This is a genomic window from Peribacillus asahii (assembly GCF_004006295.1).
Taxonomy (GTDB): Bacteria; Bacillota; Bacilli; order Bacillales; family DSM-1321; genus Peribacillus; species Peribacillus asahii_A.
The window spans coordinates 742,612-765,026 of record NZ_CP026095.1 but is presented as its reverse complement, the minus strand read 5'-3'; the positions used below and the strand labels follow the sequence as shown (position 1 = coordinate 765,026).

Below are 22,415 nucleotides of genomic sequence, written 5' to 3'. Positions count from 1 at the left end.
CTTTATGAATAATCGTTTAAACATACTGCTGATCTTCTTGTTTCTTGAAAAAGCTCTTCATCGCATGAAAAACATCGGATTTTTGTTTTAAAATATAATAGTGAAACTTCTCATTATTGATATTTTTATAAGCAGTCATTAATGTCGAATGACGGTTATACTGATTCACTTCTCCATACCCGAACATATTCGATATCTTCATTAATTCTTCAACGAGCTTCACGCAACGAACGTTATCTGAAGTTAAATTATCGCCATCAGAAAAATGGAACGGGTAAATATTAAATTTAGCTGGGTCATACTTATCTTCTATGATTTCCAAAGCTTTACGATAAACGGAGGAGCAAATGGTTCCTCCACTTTCACCTTTTGTAAAGAAATCGTCTTGTGACACAACTTTTGCTTCCGTATGATGTGCAATAAATTCAATCTCAACCGTTTCATACTTTGTCCGTAAAAATCGGGTCATCCAAAAGAAGAAACTACGTGCCATATACTTCTCCCAAAGCCCCATGGAGCCTGACGTATCCATCATCGCTAACACAACAGCTTTAGAGTCCGGCTTTTGAACCTCATTCCACGTTTTAAATTTAAAATCTTCTTTATAAATTGGATGAAAACCTGGTTTACCGCTTAACGCATTGCGTTTAAAAGCAGAGATCATCGTTTTCTTCTTATCAATATTCCCCATTAACCCTGTTTTACGAATATCATTAAATTCGATATGCTCCAATGTATGCTCTGCCTGTTCTTTTTTCTGAAGGTTTGGCAACTCTAGTTGCTTAAATAAAGCCTCTTCTAATTCCATCATAGATACTTCAGCTTCGTAATAATCTTCACCAGCTTGATCTCCTGCTCCTTTTCCTTTTCCAGGGCCGCTTTCCGATGGAGAGCCGTCACGTGCAACGACATCCCCTACTTTGCTGTCCCCGCTTCCTTGACCTACATGCTTATTTTTATCGTAATTATAGCGAATCTTATACTCATCAAGAGAACGAATTGGAATCTTTACAACATCACGACCATTAGACATAATAATACTTTCTTCAGAAATTAAATCCGGTAAATTGTTTTTGATTGCCTCCTGCACCTTTTCTTGATGACGCTGCTGATCATCATAGCCTTTTCGATGGAGGGACCAATCTTCCTTAGAAATTGCAAATTGATGGTTATTTTCTTCCTTCATCTTCTTCCCCCTCAAAAACATTATGCACCTTTTTTGGCATTCCTTCATAAGATAGGTTAGTGTGATATGAATAGAATCTTTCATTTTTGCCCATGATTTCCCTTGCTCTTTCACCGTAATAAAAGAAAAGTATTACTCTATCCTATGCAATAAAATCAATAAATTTACACTATTTTTCAAGATTAGACGATTGCCTATGCTCAAATGTTAACTAAACATGAATAAATAAGAATACAAGCCCTCTAAGCAAGAAATCACTCGGCCTTACAGCCGAGTGATTTTTTACTTATTAATATTTTGCAACTTTAGGTGAAGTCCACCTTACCATCTACTTTTAAAGAGCCAGCCATAAAAGCTTCCGTTGCACTCGAATCGTCGTTTAGCAATTTGAATAAATTCTCAGCTGATAGTTTTAGAGTGATTTCAGGATGATAAGGCGTTCCCTCTAGCACTTTCACCTTACCCTCTTTAATCAGCAACTGAAATGAACCACTTTCTTCTAAATCAAACTGATACACACGTGTCCGCTTACCAAAAGTGCGCTTTCCATTACTATTTAGTTTCTCCGCTAATTTGTTCAACTCATCTAATATACTCATGCCAGCCCTCCCTTATTGGATTACAAGTCCATAGATAAGGAAACTTTTCCATCCCAAGCAGGCACTCTTATTTAACATACGTTTAAATAAGAATAACCCCCCACCTCTATTTGGCAGGGGAACATCTTCTGTTAGCGATTTAACAAGCTGCCTACATATCTCAATAACTCATTAGCAGAAGTTGAGTTATAGCCATGCTCTTCAATTAATCTAGCAATCACTTCATTTACTTTCTTCAATTGACGTTCATCCGGTGTTTTGGTTGACGTTGTAATCTTCACTACATCTTTTAAGTCAGCGAATAACTTTTTCTGAATTGCTTCACGAAGACGATCATGCGAGCTATAATCAAATCGTTTTCCTTTACGAGCATAAGCAGAAATACGAATTAAAATTTCTTCTCGGAACGCTTTTTTCGCATTTTCTGAAATGCCGATTTGTTCTTCAATAGAACGCATCAGCTTTTCATCTGGATTGATCTCTTCTCCTGTTAATGGATCGCGTAATCTTGTTTTATTGCAGTAGGCCTCGACATTGTCGAGATAATTGTCCATAAGAATTTTGGCAGACTCTTCATATGAATAAACAAACGCCTTTTGAACCTCATTTTTAGCAATCGCATCATATTCCTTACGCGCAAGTGAAATAAAGTTTAAATAACGCTCCCTAAGCTCGTTCGTAATCGAAGGATGCTGATCAAGTCCATCCTTTAAGGACATTAATACATCCAGCGCATTAATCGATGGATTTTCCTTTCTTATAATCGTCGAAGAAATGCGGTTAATCACATAACGCGGATCGATTCCGCTCATTCCCTCATCTTGATGTTCTTTTTTCAATTCACGAATATCAGCTGAATTAAACCCTTCTACATTTTCCCCGTCATATAGACGCATTTTCTTCACTAAATCGATATCGCCTTTTTTAGGATCCTTCAGACGTGTTAAAATACTAAACATCGCTGCAATCTTTAACGTATGCGGTGCAATATGAACATTGGAAACATCGCTCTCACGAATCATTTTTTCATAAATTTTTTCTTCTTCCGACACTTTTAAGTTATATGGAATCGGCATCACAATAATCCGTGAATGAAGGGCCTCGTTTTTCTTATTAGAAATAAACGACTTATACTCTGTTTCATTCGTATGGGCAACAATTAGTTCATCCGCTGAAATTAATGCAAAGCGGCCTGCTTTAAAATTTCCTTCCTGTGTAAGAGACAATAGGTGCCATAGGAATTTCTCATCACATTTCAACATTTCCTGGAACTCCATCATCCCACGATTTGCTTTATTTAACTCCCCATCAAAACGATAGGCGCGTGGGTCAGATTCTGAACCAAACTCCGCAATTGTAGAAAAGTCAATGCTTCCTGTTAAATCGGCGATGTCTTGTGATTTAGGATCAGACGGACTAAATGTACCAATCCCTACTCGACGGTCCTCCGAAAGAAAAATTCGTTCAACCATGACATCTTCAATACGATTTCCATATTCTTTCTCCAGCCTCATTAAGTTCAATGGAGATAAGTTTCCTTCAATTCGAATACCATACTCTTCATAGAAATCATCACGTAAGTATTGTGGAATCAAATGTAGAGGATCCTCATGCATTGGGCAGCCTTTAATCGCATAAATAGCACCTTGCTCCTTTAAAGAATATGACTCCAGCCCTCTCTTTAATAAAGAAACAAGCGTCGATTTCCCACCTGAAACAGGACCCATCAACAACAAAATTCGCTTACGAACATCTAGTCGCTTTGCCGCTGGATGAAAATATTCTTCAATCAAGCGCTGCAATGAATCTTCTAAACCAAATAATTGACCACTAAAGAAGTTATATCGCTTCACACCATTGACTTCTTCTATCCCAGCATCTTTAATCATGTTATATACACGCGAATGTGCAGACTGTGCGACTAAAGGCTTTTCTTTAAGGATCTCTAAGTATTCTGCAAAAGTCCCTTCCCACTTCAGCTTCTGTTCATCTTCTCTAAACTTTTCAATTTTTCTTAAAATGTCCATTACTGGAGCCTCCCCCTATCCCTTTATAGAGAATACTTAAATCTATGCGACAACTTTGACAAACATGTGCATAGTTTCAAAAGAGGTTGTTTAAACTACGATTGAATTGCGATAAAATCAGTAAATATTCTCTAACAAATTATACAAGCAATGGTAACAAATAATTCACATTTTTTGGTAACTGAGGTATACTACATGTATAAATTTGGACAATTCAGTTTAAAGGAGGACTGCGATAATGGGCGCAGGTACAATTATCATTCTTGCTGTAATTGTGACATTTTTATCCGCTATCTTTACTGCAGGTTATAACGACAAACCGAGTGTTAAATAAAAAAAGCTGAGTTGCTTATTTTTAGCAACTCAGCTTTTTTTATTTAACGCTTTTTCAATCCTTTTCCTTCCACGTACTCTTTCATGTACATACGGCTTTTTTTCCCTAACATATCAGCCATTTGCTCTGTCCATGTATCTTTACGCTTTCCTTTTGTTCTTCTATCATAATAACTTGAGATTGTTTCATTATATGCTTGTAACTGTTCAATGAATACTTGTTGGTCCGCTTGGTAGCCATTTTCATGATACACGTTAGCAAGCGGTAAACGCGGCTTCTTCTCAGAGCGATTTTTCGGATGACCGATAATAAGTGCAAATAACGGAAGCACACGATGTGGAATGTTTAAAATTTCACTAACTGCATGTAAATTATTACGAATACCACCAATATAACAAATACCAAGATCCATCGATTCCGCAGCGATTGCAGCATTTTGTGCAGCAAGAGCGGCATCTATGCAACCAACCATAAACTTCTCTGTACTTTCAATCGACTCGGATAAATCTCGTCCTTCCATCTCGGCAACCATATCATGACGGTGTAAATCAGCACAAAAAACAAACACGTGCGCGCTTTTCTCTACATATGTTTGCGGCCCAGCAAGTTCAGCTAACTGTGCTTTCTTCTCTGGATCCGATACCCCAATAATGGAATATGCTTGAATATAGCTTGAAGTGGATGCTGCCTGAGCACACTCCACGATTGTACGAATTTGTTCCTCCGTTACCGGCTTGTCCTCAAATGAACGAATAGAACGGTGATCTAGTATTTTTTCGATAATCTGATTCATCTTTATTCCCCCTGTACATTATGTATAAAAAACTGCAAGACGCCCGTAATTGGCGACAAACATAAAGCGGGTACTTCTGAAGGCGCTTTCTTCCTTTAGAAATACTTCTCGAACCACTGACATATCTAGAGCTAACTAAACACATATCAAAAGCGCTTGACGCTATTGATTTCTAGCTCTCATCTTAGCGCTTTCTCTAAATACTTATAGAGAAAGCGCCCGCCGTCAACATAGTTAAAACGTGTGTGAAACCCCGATTTCACACATATAAGCGAAAAAATGAATGATGTCAGCCTTCTCTTATAATATCTAAATCACGATAATTTTGCTGTCTTAATGCTTCATATATTAAAATAGCTGCTGTATTTGATAAATTTAACGAACGCACCTTATCCGTCATCGGAACACGTAAACAACGATCCATATTCTCCTGAATTAAATCTTTCGGAAGGCCTGTTGTTTCTCTACCGAAAATAAAGAAGATTTCTTTATCTTGATTACTATAATCAAATGTCGTATGAGGCTTTTCACCAAATTTAGATAAATAGTAGAAATCCCCACCAGCATTTTTCTCAAAGAATTCATCCATAGAATCATAATAATGAATCTTTACATGTTCCCAATAATCAAGACCCGCACGCTTTAAATATTTGTCATCTGTTGAAAATCCAAGCGGACGAATTAAATGTAACGTTGTATTTGTTGCCGCACAGCTTCTTGCAACGTTTCCTGTATTTGCCGGAATTTCAGGTTGATATAAAACTACATGTATGGCCAATTCCTGTTCACCTCTAGTATGAGTGTCTCCCTTCATTATATCATTAATCAAACCGACAAAAAAACGTTTCATCTTCCATCTAAAATTCTAAAAAACTTATATACAATATTCGGAGTATAACGAGTAGAATCTTCATACGTCCAATAACGCCGGCGGCTGTTTACCGTATGAGCATTCACAAGCGGCATACCGTATATATCTTTTGCTGTTACAATGAGGGAGTGATCAAAACGGCCATCTCCTTCAAAGTCAATGCATATAATGTCTCCAAGGTTTAACTCTTGTGCATACGTCACTTCTTGCGTTCGAATACCTTTACCACCTGCCAAAAGCCTATAGAAACCATGCGCAGACGTCCAACTATAACTCCAGCTTTTTCCACCCATCCACCAGCCTTTAGTTCGATTGGGACTCCCCCACATTGGAATATTTCCCGCATGTAAGCATTGTGATATATAATTTGTACAATCATCCGCGAATTTATTATAAGCAGGATTAAACTCATTCCACCACCGCTCAGCATATTGAACCGCTTTTCTTCGATCGTACGTATACGTGACTCTTTGTACATCTTCTACCCTTTGCTCAGGCAGAAAAGTATCTTCTGAAATTAGCTCTACCTCATAATCATTCACAATGAGACCATTTTGAAACCTAGCCTCACGTTCTTCTATCTCTTCTTCAATCAAAAAAGTATCTCCTTGTTTAATTAAACATTGCAAATGCACTTGATAGGCCAGTACTGTATCTTGTCGATCATAAAACAAAGAATGCACTTTACCTGCTGCATGAACTCGAACAATATCGGCCTCTCGCTTCTCTAACAATTGCTTCTTTCGTAACGGCTTCTCATCCGTTTGTTCCGCCCGCCTCTCATCACTCGATATATACTGTTCGATGCGTGTCTGTAATAATTCCTTTAATTGTTCCCTCAAGCTTAAGCCCTCCTTTATCACTCCTACTCAATATGTATGAAGAGGGCTTGATTAAAAATACAAAAACTACATCAAGGTTTCTTATTCGCTAACGGTGTCTACAATCTAATTGTATAAAAAAAATCACTCTGAATAATACGAGTGATTTCCTCTACTTAATCCAACGCTTAACGAACAGTAAGCTCCCACTGATCGAAATTTCACTTTATCAATGTGCCGCTAGCATTAACCCCTTCTTTATTTCTGCTAACACGTCTTCATCTTTCTCTTTATCTAATGCACTTTGTAAAATGCCTTCTGCTTCTCCTCCACCAATCTTTCCGATTGCCCAAGCAGCTGTACCACGAATGACAGGGCGAGGATCTTCTTTCATCACCTGAATTAATTCAGGCAAAGCCGTTTCATCTTTAAAATGTGCCAGCGCCAAAATTGCATTTCGTTGAATCGGCTTTTTTCCGCGCCATGATCCAGATACATGACCGTACTTCTCTTTAAATTCCTTATTCGAAATCGTCAATAAAGGCTTTAACAACGGTTTTGCAATGTCTGGGTCCGGCTCCATTTCTGCATGAATATGAAAATCGATGCCTTTATTTTTCGGACAAACGGTCTGACATGTATCACATCCATACAAGCGATTCCCAATTTTGGAACGAAATTCGTCTGGCAAGAAGCCTTTTGTTTGAGTTAAAAAAGCGATACAACGCTTTGCATTTAACTGTCCGCCTTGTACAAGTGCTCCCGTTGGACAAACATCTACGCATTTATTACACGTCCCACATTGATCTTCCATCGGTTGATCGGGTTCAAAAGGTACATTCGTAATCAAATCACCTAAATATACATACGATCCAAACTCTGGAGTAATGATCATCGTATTTTTCCCACTCCATCCTATGCCGGCACGCTCAGCTACTGCTCGATCAGACAATTCCCCTGTATCAACCATTGATTTCGTCAATGCATTCGGTATTTTCTCTTTAATAAATGATTCGAGTAATTGTAACTTCTCTCTCAACACAACATGGTAATCCGTTCCCCAAGAAGCTCGACAAAAAATACCACGTCGTTCTCCTTTTGTACTTAACGGAGCATCCTTCATTTTAGAAGGATAGGCTAACGCAATGGAAATAATCGATTGCGGATGTTCTATAATTAACTCTGGCCTTACTCGCTTTTCAATATTTGGCTCCTCAAATCCAGACTGATAATCTAGTGTTTGCTGCTCTAATAAACGATTCCTTAACGAATCAAACGTCGAAGCCGTCGTAAAACCGATTTTATCGATACCAATTTCTTTACTATAAGCAATTAGCTCTTTCTTCAATTCTTTCATATACATCTCTATTCACCTTCGTACGTAAAAGTCTGTATTATGTTCAACCATTTCCATCTATGTTAAACTATTTTCAATCATTTTTGGAGGTGAAACACTTGGAAACAACCATTGCTGACAATCTTAAAGAAAAAATTCCACACTTTAAAGTCGGAATCATTACATACAACGATATCGAAGTCGGACTATCCCCTCAAATGTTAAAAGGAAGATTGCAACTATTTCAAGAATCTTTATACTTTGATCTTCAAGAAAAAGAATGGACGGATTTCGACAAAATTCAAGAATGGAGAAATGTCTTTAAATTAATAGGAACAAACCCGTCAAGATATCGCCCATCTGCAGAAGCACTGTATCGCCGCATCCAAAAACAAAATTATTTATCACCTGTGCATTCAGCCATCGATTTAAATAACTTCTTTTCCCTTTTATTCGAAGTACCTATTGGCATCTATGACCGCGCTAAGCTTACAGGAGATATAACGATTAAAATTGGTGAACACGAGGATACATATATGGGGCTTAACGGTCGAATGAACTCTATGGAGCATATGATTACGTCCGTTGATCAAGAAGGGCCTTTCGGCAGCCCATTTGTAGATTCTGAGCGTACAAAAGTAACAGAAGAAACAAAACAAGCCTTACAAATTATTTATTTCACTCCTTCTACTTCAATAGAAGAAGCCGATAAGCAAACAAAATCTTTACTAGATATGTTTCTGCAAATTCATGGCGGAAAAGGGCATTACTCGATTTCAACTAATTAAATAAAAAAGCGTATCTCCCAAATCGATGATAAGGCGATACGCTTTTTTTTAACTATAAATATAGCAGTTTTTTACATTTATAAAATTTAAAAAACGCAAAGCTTCGTTCTCTCTGTGTAACGAAACTCTGCGTTATCAACGTATGTAATGGAGCGGGTGAAGGGAATCGAACCCTCATCATCAGCTTGGAAGGCTGAGGTTTTACCACTAAACTACACCCGCATTTTGAAGGTTTATGTTGAACTTTGTCGAATCAACATAAGTAATTATATATCGAAGTTTATGAGAATGCAATAGCTTTATTTAAAAAAAGTAAAATTCACATAAAGTTTTGTAAAGCAGATCATCTTCCGCATCCTTACTTCATCGCAATGTAACACAACTGGCACATAAAAACGGATTTTAGTGAATTCTCAGTGCAGCTAAAAAAAGACTTCGGCAATCATACCGAAGTCCTTTCCTTTTATTTATTCTTTAGTTCTTCAATAATCGGATAAAGTTCTTCCAAATGAGTAATTTCATAATCTGGTACAACTTCATTGCGTTCTTTATTATGACGATTAATCCAAACTGATTTAATTCCTGTTCTTGAAGCACCAAGAATATCTGTCATTAAATTATCTCCGACCATAATAACTTCGTCTTTATTTAGACCAATTCGCTCTAAAGCATGTTCAAAAATCGTTTGATCAGGCTTTCCTCTGCCAAATGCCCCAGAAATGATAATTTCATCGAAATAAGGCACTAATTCAGGCGTAATCGTCAACTTTGTATTTTGTAAATCTGGAGAACCATTTGTTAATAGCAATAATTTATATTTACCTTTTAGCTCATCTAACACTGTAAATGTTTCATCATAAATAAAAGGTTTTTTGCGACGTTCTGCTGGAAAACGCTCTGCGAGTTCCGCTCCAAATGCCTCATCGTCAATCCCTAAAGCCTTTAACCCACGTGTCCATGCCTCTTTACGATAAGCCGGTACAATCTCTGCCATTTTACGGAAATCATCTGTGTCATCTAAGAAATTTCCCCATAGCCCTTCAAAAGGATTAATACCGATCATTTGTGTAAATTCATACGTCTCATATGAAGCATACAGCTCTCTTGCTTCCTTTCGAACCGCTTCTTCAAACTCTTCAACATCTACCCCATATTTCTCTTTTGCCACAAGACATGTTGCTACAAACGCTTCTTTAACACTCTTTTGATCCCACAATAATGTATCATCTAAATCAAAAAATACTGCCTTCACCATAGCTGCAACCTCATTTCTTTCACAATAATCTCACTATTTTAATAATAAACTACACGAATGTGAAAATAAATAACTATTGAAAAAAAGATAGACGAGCTTAATGAAAGCGATGCAGAAATTCTCCTGCATAATCTCTAAAAAAGACCTCAACATAATCGTTGAAGTCCTTGATAACTCAATCATTCATTTACTATAAGGGCTATGTGATATAACACTTTAAATTACCATCATTATCCAATATACCCATCATAAAAAGTAAAAGACGGCAGAAATAAAAATCCCTGTTATACACATGATTACTAAACCATACCCCATAATATCCTTTGCTTTCAAACCGGCAATGGCTAATGCTGGCAATGCATAGAATGGTTGAATCATATTCGTCCAAGCGTCTCCCCATGCAACAGCCATCGCTGTTTTCGGTAAAGAAACTCCTAAATCTTTTGCAGCCTCTAACATAACAGGAGCTTGTACAGCCCACTGTCCTCCACCTGAAGGTACAAAGAAGTTTACCAAACCTGCACTCCATAACGTGAACATATGGAATGTATTCTCATTTGAAATAGATATAAACGCATTAGATAAAATCCCAGCTAGTCCTGAAGCGGTCACAATACCCATTAACCCTGCGTAGAACGGAAACTGAATAATAATTCCACTTGCACTTTTAACTGAACTTGAAATAGCTTCTAAAAATAATCTCGGTGTTTTGTGCAATATTATCCCAATAAAAAGAAAGATAAAGTTCACAATATTAAGATTAATAACAAATCCGTTTTTCACGATATAATAGGCTAAAAAAGAAAGGCCTAATAAACCAATAAGCAAAGATAATATCTTACTGTTTTCTAAACGCTCAGCAGGTGTCAGTTCAGCTTGTTCTACTGCACTTGCCTGTACACTATCTACATCTTCTAATAGCTTGCGATCAATCAAAAAAGCTTGTTCTTTTGAAGGTATCATAAATCGGTTTATAATTGGAACTAAAATAAGCAGCCCGATTACAACAATTAAATTAAATGGAGAAAAAAGAGTTTCACTTGTTGGAACAATCCCTATAAGATTTTCCGTAAAATGACCAGGTGTAGCAATCGTTAATGCAACAGATGAAGATAATCCCCCGCTCCAAATAATAAATCCACTATAAGCACTTGCAATTAACAATCGATAATCGACACCATCGACCTTTTTAGCAATCTCTTTTGCAAACAACGCTCCAATGATTAGACCAAATCCCCAGTTAATCCAGCATGCAATTAGAGCTACAAGAGTAACCAGAATAATAGCTTGCCCCGGTGACTTTGGGATATTGGCTAAGTTCCCCAATAATTTCTTAAAAAATGGACTGCTCGCCATAACATGTCCTGTTACAACAATTAAAACCATTTGCATGGAGAATTCTAACAAATTCCAAAAACCATCTCCCCAGTAACCTACAATTTGAGCAGGTGTACTATCTGTCAAAAAAATAGCAAGACCGATGACAAAAAAGGTAAGCACAATAACAAGCAAAAATGGATCAGGCATATACCTTTGCATCAATCTGTTTGAAAATGAAATCATCGCCTTCAACTTATTCTCCCCCTTTGTTTATTTACTATAATTTTGTATATAAAAATAAGATGAAGCTGCAAAATAAAAGGTGATACATCCTTATTCATCATCCAAGAAATTATTAGCAAAAAATGTTTCTAATTATTTGGAAATACTAGAATTATCTTACTGGGATAACTTTACTATTTTAGTTATTGTAAGTAAAATAGTAAAAAAGAATAATAGTTATTAAAAAAATGAATAGAAGGGATTTTTTATGGAGATTCAACAATTAAAATGCTTAATAGCTGTCGCTGAACATCAAAGTTTCACTAAAGCTTCTTCTCATGTTCATTTATCACAACCATCATTAAGCAAAATCATTAAAAACTTAGAAGAAGAACTACAAGTCACACTATTTGATCGTACAACGCGACAATTAAAGCTTACAGATGCAGGAGAAATTGTATATGATTCGGCTCTAAAACTTATTTCCACATTAGATGATCTTTCTGTACGTTTAGATGACTTAATGCATATACCATCAGGTGAAATTAAAATTGGAATACCACCTTTAATCGGAACGCTATTTTTCCCTTCCATAGCTATTCCATTTAGAAAGCTTCACCCTAAAATTTCATTAAAATTAGTTGAGTTAGGAGCAAAACGTGTAGAAAGTTTAATAGATGAAGAAAAAATTGACTTAGGCATCAGTGTTTTTCCAACTAATACAGAAAAGTTTATTGTCCATCCATTTACGAAAGATGAGTTTGTAATTTATGTCTCTCAACACCATCGACTAGCCCATAGAGACTTTGTAAGTCTACATGAATTACAGGATGAACAGTTTATTATTTTCAACGAACAATTTGCTTTACATGATCGAATAATCCAAGAGTGTCTAAATGCTGGGTTTAGTCCTCAAATTACATACCAAAGCTCTCAATGGGATTTGATTGCCGAGCTTGTTAAAGAAGGTTTAGGTATTACGATTCTTCCAAAATCGATTTATTCAAAAATAAACCACCATAATATTAAAATGGTCTCTTTAGTCAACCCAACTCTCATGTGGGAATTGGGAGTTATCACAAAAAAGGACTGTTATATCCCATTCGCAGCAAGAAAACTACTCAACTTTTTAGTGAATAATCCAGTCAATCAGCTAAAACAACTTAATAAAAGGCTAGGTTAAACCATATTGTTGATAAAACGATTGGGGCCCCAGACCAAAATCAACAGCGTCCTATAACAAAGCCTAATAAAAATACCGATATGAAAAGAACTACTTAAAACAGCAGCTCTTTTCATATCGGTATTCATGTAACTGTTATATTTGTAACTACTAAACTACTAATCCGCCATCCACACTTAAAATGGTTCCATTAATATACCCTGCAGTATCGGAAGCTAAAAATAAATAAGCCTCTGCAATATCTTCTGGTGTACCTAGCTTTTTAAGCGGCGTCTTTTCTTTCATTGCATCAATGACTTTTTGCGGTACGGTCGAGACCATATCCGTTGCAATGAAGCCTGGTGCTATGGCATTCACACGAATCCCTTTTGGACCAAACTCTTTTGCCCACCCTTTAGTCATCCCAATAATACCTGCTTTTGTGGCCACATAATTACTTTGACCGATATTCCCATATATTCCAACTACAGAAGAGGCATTTAAAATAACTCCCGATTTTTGATCCAACATAAATGGAGCGACAGCTTTTGTACATTTAAAGACACCTGACAAATTGACAGCAAGCACCTTTTCCCAAGCTTCTTCACTCATCTTTACAAGAAATCCATCATTTGTAATGCCTGCGTTATTAATCAAAATATCTATTCTGCCATATGTATCAATTGTTGATTGAACCATCGTTTCTACTTGTGCAGTATTCGTTACATCGACTTGAAAGAAGCTTACGTCATTACTTCCAAGGTCAGCTAATGCAGCTTGCCCAGCCGACTGGTCATAATCACAGATTACTACTTTAGCACCTTCTTCAAGAAATCTTTTGGCTGTTACTTTTCCAATCCCTTTCGCACCACCTGTAATGATGGCCACTTTTCCCGCTAACTTCACAGCCTTGCACCTCTTTTCTTAATCTTTATAAAGTGGGAGGACACTAAATCCTCCCACTCTACTTGTTTGATTATTCCATTGGCACCTTACTTAAATTTTATAAAGACTCAACGCTAGTTTTGTATTAGATTCCACTAAATCAACAAACCCTTTTTGAGCTGATTTCATTTGGTTTAAGAAATTTTCACGAAGGCTTTGTTGTTGAGTGATTCCTTTTTTAATAGAATCTTGTAATTGATCTTGGGATTGATTTAAAAGGTTAAAAGTTTCTTTCAAAGGAGTTACTGTAAATTGCTGAACACGAAGGCTCACCTCATCAAAGTGCTCATTCCATTTATCAAAAGTCTCCCCTGCTTCTTCACCGTAAAGCGTTTGAATATTTTTCTTTCCTACTACACGAAGTTCCTCAACTAATTTCTTTTGTTCTTGTTCAATTCTTGTTAAATCTTCCGTCAATTTCTCCCACACCTCTCTTTGATATCCGATTGCTTGAATTGACACATTCTCCACCTCTTTTTGCGAAGCATGAATTGTATTCAAACTATTTGTCCAGCTGTCCAGCAAAGAATCACCTAAATTACGAACATCCTTATTATTTTGATCTTTTTTGTTTACTGCCATGATAAAAACCTCCTAAAAGTAGAAATTTATTGTGATTGCAGGAATACTGCAAATTCACTTTATAAGTAAATACAACAAACATTAATTCTCCTCTTTATCATCATCGCGTTGTGATAAAGATGTAGGGAGGAACATATCCATATAGATAGTAAAAAAGCGATTTAATATGGATTGGTATTGCGTAAGCGAATCAGTGCAAGTTTGCAAATACGCCTCACCAGCCTCTGTTAATGAATAAATTCGCTTAGCTGGGCCCCCTGTTGACATATCCCATTCAGATTTCACCATGTTCTCTTTTTCTAGCTTTCTTAATGTTCGATACACATTTCCTTGATCTACAGATGTAAATCCAAATCGGCTTAACTCTTGAATTAATTTGTAACCATGTAAATTCCAACCTCGAAGACTTAACAGAAGAACAGGTATCATTAAATTTTTGGGCATATTGTTCATCATACTCTCATCTTTGGCTGTCGAATCTATAGAAGTATTTTTCTTATCTGTTGTCATCTTGTATCACCCACTCAATATGTTAAATAGTCTCTATGTGTAATTTACACCTATATGTTCCAATTGTCAATTAATTTTGGTAAATATTAAAAAAATTACCTTTCCTTATTCTGGTTTAGTTGGTATTATAAATTTGTAATATATTTCAAACAAAACTCATGGACGGGAGAGGGCATATGAATCAGCAAAAAAACTTAAACCCATTTGAATTGTGGAAAGACCTTTTTAATCAAAGCAGTACCATTATTGATGAAAATCTGAAAGACGAATCAACTTCTAAGGTAATGGGGCAAGTCCTTGAGATGAATCTTCTATATAAGAAGATGCTAAATGAAACAACAGAACAGTATTTCGAGCAAGTTAATATTCCAACTCGCACTGATCTGTCAAATATCTCAGCCCTAATCATCAACGTGGATTCAAAAGTGGATGATTTAGAAGATTTAGTTGAAGAAACTGCCTCTAATTTAGTGAGCCAGGCAGAATTAAAGCGAGAAATGACAGATGTAAAAAATAAAATTAAAACCCTAGACACTAAACTTAATGAAATTATCAATTTATTAACAAAAGAAACTACTACTAATAATAATAAAGTAGCCAGCAAAGAAACAACTAAGATACAGCAAGGGTAACTAAGTAATCTATAAAGATGTTTTACTATTTTTATGTACATAGTAACTAAAAGGAGACTAACAAAATGACAGAGTTAACTAACAAAGTAGCTATCGTTACAGGCGGTAGCCGAGGAATTGGTGCAGCAATCGCAATGGAATTAGCAAAAAACGGAGCAAAAGTTGTTATTAACTATAATCGCAGTGCGGGATTAGCTGAGCAAGTCATCGAAAGCATTAAAAAGATTGGCGGAGAAGCTTATGCGGTTCAAGCAGATGTTTCAAATTCAGAAGAGTCAGAGAATTTAATAAAAGAAACTATTAATCACTTTGGTAGATTAGATATTCTTATCAATAACGCTGGAATTACAAGAGATAGCACATTTAAGAAGCTAAGTGAGGAAGATTGGAGAACTGTTATTGATGTTAACTTAAACAGCGTTTACAATACTTCTTCTATCGCTCTTCCATATCTTTTAGAATCAGATGCAGGAAGAATCATTAACATCTCTTCTATTATTGGACAAGCTGGAGGCTTCGGACAAACAAACTATGCTGCAGCAAAAGCTGGAATTATTGGGTATACAAAATCTCTTGCTTTAGAACTTGCAAAAAGCAGTGTAACAGTAAACTCTATCTGCCCAGGATTTATCGACACAGAGATGGTTCAAGAAATTCCAGAGAATATTCGTGAAAACATCGTAGCTAAAATTCCAGCACGTCGTTTTGGACAACCGGAAGAAATTGCACGTGGAGTTGTTTTCTTATGTAAAGACGGTGGATATATTACAGGTCAACAGTTAAATATTAACGGTGGACTTTATATGTAATTCTTTGAACATGCTATAAAGCTCTTCATACTACAACGAAAGGTGTGGAACAATGAGTAACACTAGTTTAAAAGAATGGACAGAATTTTCGAATTTAACTTTAGTACCTGAGGAGGTTAAGGGCCAATATGAACGCTTCACGAAAGCAACGAACGTATTGGTAAGAGAACCTGAACCAGAAGTAGGCCAATCACCGAAAGAAGTGATTTGGACTAGAAATAAAGCGAAGCTATATCGCTACACATCTGAACAGCCCCGAAAGCATGCTGTTCCACTTCTACTCGTTTATGCATTAATCAATAAGCCATATATTCTAGATTTAACAAAAGGCAGCAGTTTTGTTGAATACTTAGTTGACCGCGGCTTTGATGTTTATTTACTTGATTGGGGTACACCAGGCTACGAAGACAAAAATATGAAAATGGATGACTATGTTCTAGATTATATTCCTCGTGCTGTTCGAAAAGTATTGCGAGCATCCAACGCAAAGGAAGTTTCAATTCTTGGTTACTGTATGGGAGGAACATTGACATCTATCTTCGCTGCTCTTCACTCTGAATTGCCAATTCGCAACATCGTGTTTATGACGAGCCCATTTGATTTTGAAGATACAGGCTTATATGGTTCTTTCCTTGATGAGAAATACTTTGATGTCGATAAAGTCGTCGAAACTTTAGGAAATGTTCCACCAGAAATGATTGATTTCGGAAACAAAATGTTAAAACCGATGGCAAACTTCTACGGACCTTATATCAGTCTAGTAGATCGAGCTGACAATGAACAGTTTATCAAGAGCTGGAAGCTTATACAAAAATGGGTAGGCGATGGTATTCCGTTCCCAGGTGAAGCTTACCGTCAATGGATTAGAGACTTCTATCAACAAAACAAGCTGATTAAAGGAGAACTTGTCATCCGTGGTCGTAAAGTTGATTTAAAAAATATCACGGCAAATGTCCTTAATTTAGCAGCTGAAAAAGATAATATTGCTCAACCACATCAAGTAGAAGCATTGATGAATGCTATCTCTAGTAAGGATAAAAAGTACGTGCTCCTTCCTACTGGACATGCGTCTGTAGCATTCGGACCTAAAGCTTCCAAAATCACTTACCCAACCGTTGCAGATTGGTTAGAAAAACGCTCATCATAAAGCGCTAATATCATCTGAATAAAAATAAAACAAGGGACAAAGTCATATTGTACTTGTCTCTTGTTTTTTTAAGCACTTGATTGAATTACGCACATGATTTTAAAAAATCCGTAACGTATTGATTAAAAAGCTCCTTCTGTTCGATATTACTTAAGTGACCGGCATTTTTTAAAATCGCTGAATGCGCTTTCCTTAAAAACGCTTTCATTAAATAAATATTTACAGACGGTGTCACTTTATCATGCGTGCTTCCAATTAGTAATACAGGTTTTTGTATACTAGGAAGCATTGAGAAGTAATTGACTCCAATTGGAGCTTTGGCTGCTTCAATATAAGTGTCCCGTATATGAAAAGCCTTCTTAGCCTCCTCTTTATACACTTCATCATACAGCCCTCTTGTCACAATATGTTCAATTAAATCCTCTTCACCTTTTCGAAGAAGCTTAGATGATTCATTAATAATACTGCTAGCTAATATAGATGGTACATAAGATGTTGTATTTGAAAGGATAAGCCCCTTTACTAAATCTGGACGCTGCTTATATAATTCCTGTGCGACAATTCCTCCTAAGGAAAATCCACATATGAACGCTGACGGAACCTCTAAATACTCCAATAAATCAATAATATCTAATGCGAAATTCCCAACGGTAAGACTTTCATTAATTTCCGTTTCTCCGTGACCTCTCATATCTGGAATGACCAATCTATACTGATCTGCTAAATCATGCTGCGGGATCCAAGCTTCCTTCTTGCTCCCTAAACCATGTATAAATACAACTGGTGTTCCTGTACCTAAATCGTTGTACTTTAACATTTTCAGTCCACCTTTCAAATGATGAGGCTTTAAAAATGAGTGTGGTCGAACTAGCCCTGTAAACGTTTTCACATTTACTTTCCAACTTCCATTACTCAACTCACCTTTTATATTGTATTACCAACGTAACCAAACCGTTAATTTCCTTTTTTATTATTTTATTGTAGAACCGAAGAAATAATTTATAAAAAATGTCTCAAATTCATAATTTCTTAAAGATGAAGATATTCTCGTTATTTAGAATATCCAAAAAACACCCAAATTATAATCGTATTTATAATAAAATATAACTATTCTCTTACTCTAATCGAAATACAAAAAACGTCTCCCTACAAATTAATGTAGAAAGACGTTATAAAATAGCGATTAAAAGAAAAAACGATTCCTTCATATGAGGCAGATATTGACGATGGCAGTTACATTGAACAAACTTTCATATAGATGATCGATTCTCTCCTTATGTCAAAAACTACACGTTTTCCTTCTCAAATATATACAATTGTCCATTATTCGCCACTTTAAACTTCGGACCCTTAAATCCTCGATTTAGTAATTCCTTCCGTATATAAATCATAATGGCTGCATGACTGACGATTAAAACATCCTCCTCGCCACTCTTTATTATCTCATCAAACACTCGTTTAATCTTCTCTTTTGTTTTTCGAATATCTGAACGAGTATCCTTTTTTAAGTAAGCAAAAAAACGAACCCCAATTGCCCAGAAAAGAAAAGGCAATTTAATTTTGCCATTAAAAGTAGGAGCTGGAATTTCACAAAGATCATCAAGATGTACAATCTCCCCTTGATAAATGTGCTGCGCCGTCTTAACAGCCCGCGGCAGCGTACTTGAATAACACTGTTTCCATTTAATATTTCCTAAGTCACATTTCATATATTCAATATCTGCCACATCATATTCATCAAACCACTTTTTTAAATCCGCTGGTGTAGCCATCTTGCCTTTTGGCAAATCCTTTTGGACTCTAAAATGTCGTACTAAACCAATTTTCATTTCTCTTTCCCCTGTTCTCTAAACGAATAATTTATCTATATGATTAGACGTATGATGTGGTTTCTCTATTTCTATTCACTGACCATAGATAACTCTTGAATGCTACATATTTTTCTAAATCGGTATTTCCCACTAGGATCTGTAAATTGATAATCATTTACTAATTTCTCCAGAGCCCCTTTTAATTGTTCCTCAGTGACATAAGCGTTTATTTCTTTTTTCCAATTCTCGTTTTCTATTAGAACAGTATATGGAATAGTCGTTAATACTTCCTCATAAATTCCAATTCTCTCATCAATTCCAAAGCTAGAATAGATACTCTCGCCTTGCTCCGCATAAATATAATCGGACTCTAGTTCCTCTACTAACACCTCAACAAATGCTTTTGCTTTTACAGGCTTCACCCGAATTTCTGCCTTCGCCTTTACTTGATCAATGCGTTTATCTTGAATCCCCATCGTTAACTGGACATACACTGGTCCATACATCTGCTCAATATTTTCAACTAATTCTTCTTCTGATTGAAATAACATCTGCCATACCTCCTCGATTTCTCTCAATTATATAATAAATTACATCAGTAAAAAGTAAACAGACTCCACACAATTTAGTGTGAAGTCTGTTTTTTGACCTAAATAAATGATTAATTATTAACTACATAAAACTCCGGTGGAATTGAATCAAAATGTCTTCTGTGGTATAACATTGGTTCCTTTTGTTCAATCTGAATATCAACAACTTTACCAATTAGAATAGTGTGATCTCCAGCTTCAATCGTTTGAAACGTTTCACATTGAAGGACTGCAAAAACTCCCTCAATGATTGGAAGATTGTGTTCTGAAACCTTCCATTCACATGTACTGAAACGATCAACATTTTTACTAGCGAAGTTTTTACATACATCTTGTTGATCACCTGCTAAAATGTGTACAGCAAATTTCTCTCCATTTACAAAAGAATCAATAGTACTAACTTTATGATCAATTGACCAGAGTACTAGAAGAGGATCCAGCGAAACAGAAGCAAACGAATTTACAGTTAAACCAACAGGATTACCACCTTTATCCGTTGTCGTCAGCACAGTTACTCCAGTTGGGTAATTTCCCATTACCTCTTTAAATAAGTTTTGTTTTTGCTCGATTGACATTATAAATCTCCCCTTTTTTTCATTCTTTTAATTTTTAGATTTCATAGTTAACTTGCTATCATTTCATACACTTCTTAACAGAAAATCAGTGATTAGCAATTCCTTTAACGTCATTTCCTGTATTCGCCTTAACAAGAATTTCTGAAAAATTATCCTCTACAACCGGTTGCCTACGTGCACCGATTAGTGTGCCAATATAAGCAGCTAAGAAACCTAACGGAATAGAAACGATGCCTGGTGATGCAAGTGGGAAAATAGGATCTCCAGTAAATAAAGCAGCTCCTGGTACCGGATTCCAAACATTTGGACTTAAAGCAAGCAGACCAATTGTACTGATTAAACCTACAAGCATCCCAGCGATAGCCCCTGTTTTATTGAATTTCTCCCAAAAAATCGTAAACAAAATAACCGGTAAATTCGAACTTGCAGCAAGTGTAAGGGCTAGTACGGCTAAAAATGTCACATTAAACGCCTGTAAGTATAAGGATAAACCAATCGAAATAATCGTGATTACAATGGATGAAACACGAACCATAAACATTTGTTGTTTTTCCGTCGCTTTTCCATCTTTTAAAATTTCATTATAAAAATCATGTGAAAATGCCGTTGCTCCTGTTACAACAATTCCAGAAACAACTGCGAGAATAGTAGCGAAAGAAACGGCTGAGATGAAAGCAAACAAGAAGTCTCCCCCAACTAGCTGAGCTAACAGAGGGCCGGCCATGTTCCCGCCTGGGCTAGCCTCTATAATATTAGCAGATCCAACTAATTTCGCTGCTCCAAAGCCAAGGAAAATAACCATAACGTGGAAAATACCTAAGATCCACATCACCCAAACGACAGATTTTCTAGCTACTTGAGCATTAGGTACAGTAAGGAAACGCACTAAAACGTGAGGGAGACCTGCTGTTCCTAAAATAAGGCCAAGGGTTAAGGAAGCGGCCTCCAAACCACTCGTATATTTTACACCTGGATTTAAGAACTCTGCTCCAAATGGCGTAGTTGTTTTCATTTCAGTAAAGATTCCAATAAAATTAAAATCTAACCTCCACATGACAAGGACAAATAAAATAATGGATCCAGCTATTAAGAGAATAGCTTTAATGATTTGTACCCAGCTTGTCGCCGTCATACCTCCGAACAAAACAAAGGCTAACATAAAAATTCCTACAATGATGACCGAAGTATTATATGGAATACCTAATAATAATTTAAACAAAGCACCCGCGGCCACAAGTTGTCCAAGCATATAAAAAATCGAGATAATCATTGTATTGAGAGCGGTTACACCACGCACCTGCTTATACTTAAAGCGAGCCGTTATCATATCACCTAGCGTATATTTCCCTAAGTTACGTAACGGTTCTGCAACTAAAAATAAGATTACTAGGAAAGAAACGAGCGCACCGTACATCAAAAAAAATGCATCATACCCAGTTAATGCAAATGCTCCAATTAACCCTAAAAATGTAGATGCAGACATAAAATCCCCTGCTAAGGCAAGGCCATTTTGTCTAGCCGTCAAGCCACCTCCGGCTGTATAAAAAGAACCCGCTGTTTTTGTTTTTTTAGAAGCGAAATACGTAATGAAAAGCACCCCTATTGACATGAACACAAAAAGAATAATGACATTCAAACTCATCGTTTATAGTCCTTCCTTTTCCAAAATTTCTTTAGCTGCTTCATCAAATTGAGCCGCTTTCTTTATATACATCCTACACACCCATAGCGACATCGCAGTCATAGAAACACCGTAAATCCAAGCCCACGTAATATCTCCTATTACAGGATGATTTAATATGTCTGTATAAAAAGCTAGAAGTGGTAAAAGAAGTGAATAAGCCATATAAAAAATGGTATACGAAACAATAAACCTTTTCTTTTGTGAAAGCAACTGTTTAAATTCCTCAGATGAAGCGATTCTTTTGTAATCAATAAACTGTTCTTCTTCTTTAACGATAGCATTGCCTTCTAATTGAGCCATATTTAACAGCACCCCAAGTCGAAATAATTTCATATTCCTTTAAAGTTTAGGCTGCCCCCATCTATTCTTAAAAATTTTGAATATTAGGGAAGCAGCCTGACACTTCTCTATATTCT

General features: G+C 36.3%; 23 protein-coding genes and 1 tRNA gene. 5 read left to right on the top strand and 19 right to left on the bottom strand.

What is annotated here, in order from left to right; translation table 11 throughout:
* Window positions 1-16 precede the first annotated feature (16 nt).
* The 7 genes from yhbH to queG form a co-directional block, all read right to left on the bottom strand.
* Entirely contained in the window at window positions 17-1,186 is a 1,170-nt protein-coding gene (yhbH, locus tag BAOM_RS03885) for a sporulation protein YhbH (protein WP_127759132.1), read from the bottom strand.
* 305 nt (window positions 1,187-1,491) lie between these two features.
* On the bottom strand, window positions 1,492-1,785 hold the full coding sequence (locus BAOM_RS03880; protein WP_127759131.1) for an SCP2 sterol-binding domain-containing protein: 294 nt from the start codon (window positions 1,783-1,785) through the stop codon (window positions 1,492-1,494).
* Between the two features lie 131 nt (window positions 1,786-1,916).
* A complete protein-coding gene (locus BAOM_RS03875) occupies window positions 1,917-3,812 on the bottom strand; it encodes a PrkA family serine protein kinase (RefSeq protein ID WP_127759130.1) in 1,896 nt (631 codons plus the stop codon).
* A gap of 377 nt (window positions 3,813-4,189) precedes the next feature.
* Window positions 4,190-4,939 carry an oxygen-insensitive NADPH nitroreductase gene (gene nfsA / locus BAOM_RS03870; protein WP_127759129.1) on the bottom strand — a complete coding sequence of 250 codons (750 nt, stop codon included), beginning with the start codon at window positions 4,937-4,939 and terminating at the stop codon, window positions 4,190-4,192.
* A gap of 289 nt (window positions 4,940-5,228) precedes the next feature.
* On the bottom strand, window positions 5,229-5,717 hold the full coding sequence (gene trmL, locus BAOM_RS03865) for a tRNA (uridine(34)/cytosine(34)/5-carboxymethylaminomethyluridine(34)-2'-O)-methyltransferase TrmL (RefSeq protein WP_127759128.1): 489 nt from the start codon (window positions 5,715-5,717) through the stop codon (window positions 5,229-5,231).
* A gap of 68 nt (window positions 5,718-5,785) precedes the next feature.
* Complete coding sequence (locus tag BAOM_RS03860; RefSeq protein WP_127759127.1) at window positions 5,786-6,652, bottom strand: amidase domain-containing protein; 867 nt, start codon at window positions 6,650-6,652, stop codon at window positions 5,786-5,788.
* A 208-nt stretch (window positions 6,653-6,860) separates the two neighbouring features.
* Entirely contained in the window at window positions 6,861-7,994 is a 1,134-nt protein-coding gene (queG, locus tag BAOM_RS03855) for a tRNA epoxyqueuosine(34) reductase QueG (protein WP_127759126.1), read from the bottom strand.
* 92 nt (window positions 7,995-8,086) lie between these two features.
* On the opposite strand from queG, the gene BAOM_RS03850 reads away from it, so the two are divergent.
* A complete protein-coding gene (locus BAOM_RS03850) occupies window positions 8,087-8,755 on the top strand; it encodes a B3/B4 domain-containing protein (RefSeq protein ID WP_257467605.1) in 669 nt (222 codons plus the stop codon).
* A 148-nt stretch (window positions 8,756-8,903) separates the two neighbouring features.
* Here BAOM_RS03850 and BAOM_RS03845 read toward each other — a convergent pair.
* From BAOM_RS03845 to BAOM_RS03835, 3 genes are all read right to left on the bottom strand, one after another.
* Window positions 8,904-8,977 (bottom strand) — tRNA-Gly (locus BAOM_RS03845).
* A 241-nt stretch (window positions 8,978-9,218) separates the two neighbouring features.
* Window positions 9,219-10,010: an HAD family hydrolase gene (locus tag BAOM_RS03840; protein WP_127759124.1), complete on the bottom strand. Its 792-nt coding sequence runs from the start codon at window positions 10,008-10,010 to the stop codon at window positions 9,219-9,221.
* Between the two features lie 246 nt (window positions 10,011-10,256).
* Window positions 10,257-11,582 carry a short-chain fatty acid transporter gene (locus BAOM_RS03835; protein ID WP_127759123.1) on the bottom strand — a complete coding sequence of 442 codons (1,326 nt, stop codon included), beginning with the start codon at window positions 11,580-11,582 and terminating at the stop codon, window positions 10,257-10,259.
* A 238-nt stretch (window positions 11,583-11,820) separates the two neighbouring features.
* Here BAOM_RS03835 and BAOM_RS03830 point away from each other — a divergent pair, with 238 nt between their 5' ends.
* Window positions 11,821-12,735: a LysR family transcriptional regulator gene (locus tag BAOM_RS03830; RefSeq protein ID WP_127759122.1), complete on the top strand. Its 915-nt coding sequence runs from the start codon at window positions 11,821-11,823 to the stop codon at window positions 12,733-12,735.
* Window positions 12,736-12,885: 150 nt separating this feature from the next.
* On the opposite strand, the gene fabG is transcribed toward BAOM_RS03830, so the two are convergent.
* The 3 genes from fabG to phaQ form a co-directional block, all read right to left on the bottom strand.
* Window positions 12,886-13,620 carry a 3-oxoacyl-ACP reductase FabG gene (fabG, locus tag BAOM_RS03825; RefSeq protein ID WP_127759121.1) on the bottom strand — a complete coding sequence of 245 codons (735 nt, stop codon included), beginning with the start codon at window positions 13,618-13,620 and terminating at the stop codon, window positions 12,886-12,888.
* Between the two features lie 90 nt (window positions 13,621-13,710).
* Entirely contained in the window at window positions 13,711-14,241 is a 531-nt protein-coding gene (locus BAOM_RS03820) for a hypothetical protein (RefSeq protein ID WP_127759120.1), read from the bottom strand.
* Between the two features lie 81 nt (window positions 14,242-14,322).
* The gene (phaQ, locus tag BAOM_RS03815) at window positions 14,323-14,751 is read right to left on the bottom strand and encodes a poly-beta-hydroxybutyrate-responsive repressor (RefSeq protein ID WP_127759119.1); all 429 of its coding nucleotides are present in this window, start codon (window positions 14,749-14,751) and stop codon (window positions 14,323-14,325) included.
* Between the two features lie 176 nt (window positions 14,752-14,927).
* Between phaQ and BAOM_RS03810 the strand changes: the two genes are divergently transcribed.
* From BAOM_RS03810 to phaC, 3 genes are all read left to right on the top strand, one after another.
* Complete coding sequence (locus tag BAOM_RS03810; RefSeq protein ID WP_127759118.1) at window positions 14,928-15,383, top strand: polyhydroxyalkanoic acid synthase subunit PhaR; 456 nt, start codon at window positions 14,928-14,930, stop codon at window positions 15,381-15,383.
* 65 nt (window positions 15,384-15,448) lie between these two features.
* Window positions 15,449-16,192, top strand: a complete 744-nt coding sequence (locus tag BAOM_RS03805; protein WP_127759117.1) for a 3-oxoacyl-ACP reductase — start codon at window positions 15,449-15,451, stop codon at window positions 16,190-16,192.
* Between the two features lie 52 nt (window positions 16,193-16,244).
* Entirely contained in the window at window positions 16,245-17,339 is a 1,095-nt protein-coding gene (gene phaC / locus BAOM_RS03800) for a class III poly(R)-hydroxyalkanoic acid synthase subunit PhaC (protein ID WP_127759116.1), read from the top strand.
* An 85-nt stretch (window positions 17,340-17,424) separates the two neighbouring features.
* Here phaC and BAOM_RS03795 read toward each other — a convergent pair whose 3' ends face one another.
* From BAOM_RS03795 to BAOM_RS03770, 6 genes are all read right to left on the bottom strand, one after another.
* The gene (locus BAOM_RS03795) at window positions 17,425-18,156 is read right to left on the bottom strand and encodes an alpha/beta fold hydrolase (RefSeq protein ID WP_127759115.1); all 732 of its coding nucleotides are present in this window, start codon (window positions 18,154-18,156) and stop codon (window positions 17,425-17,427) included.
* Window positions 18,157-18,625: 469 nt separating this feature from the next.
* Window positions 18,626-19,168, bottom strand: a complete 543-nt coding sequence (locus tag BAOM_RS03790) for a histidine phosphatase family protein (protein ID WP_127759114.1) — start codon at window positions 19,166-19,168, stop codon at window positions 18,626-18,628.
* Window positions 19,169-19,239: 71 nt separating this feature from the next.
* Window positions 19,240-19,701, bottom strand: coding sequence for a hypothetical protein (locus tag BAOM_RS03785; protein WP_127759113.1), 462 nt, complete (start codon window positions 19,699-19,701; stop codon window positions 19,240-19,242).
* 110 nt (window positions 19,702-19,811) lie between these two features.
* Entirely contained in the window at window positions 19,812-20,315 is a 504-nt protein-coding gene (locus BAOM_RS03780; protein WP_127759112.1) for a flavin reductase family protein, read from the bottom strand.
* An 85-nt stretch (window positions 20,316-20,400) separates the two neighbouring features.
* Window positions 20,401-21,957, bottom strand: a complete 1,557-nt coding sequence (locus tag BAOM_RS03775) for a solute symporter family protein (protein ID WP_127759111.1) — start codon at window positions 21,955-21,957, stop codon at window positions 20,401-20,403.
* A gap of 3 nt (window positions 21,958-21,960) precedes the next feature.
* On the bottom strand, window positions 21,961-22,332 hold the full coding sequence (locus tag BAOM_RS03770; RefSeq protein WP_257467602.1) for a DUF485 domain-containing protein: 372 nt from the start codon (window positions 22,330-22,332) through the stop codon (window positions 21,961-21,963).
* Window positions 22,333-22,415: the final 83 nt, after the last annotated feature.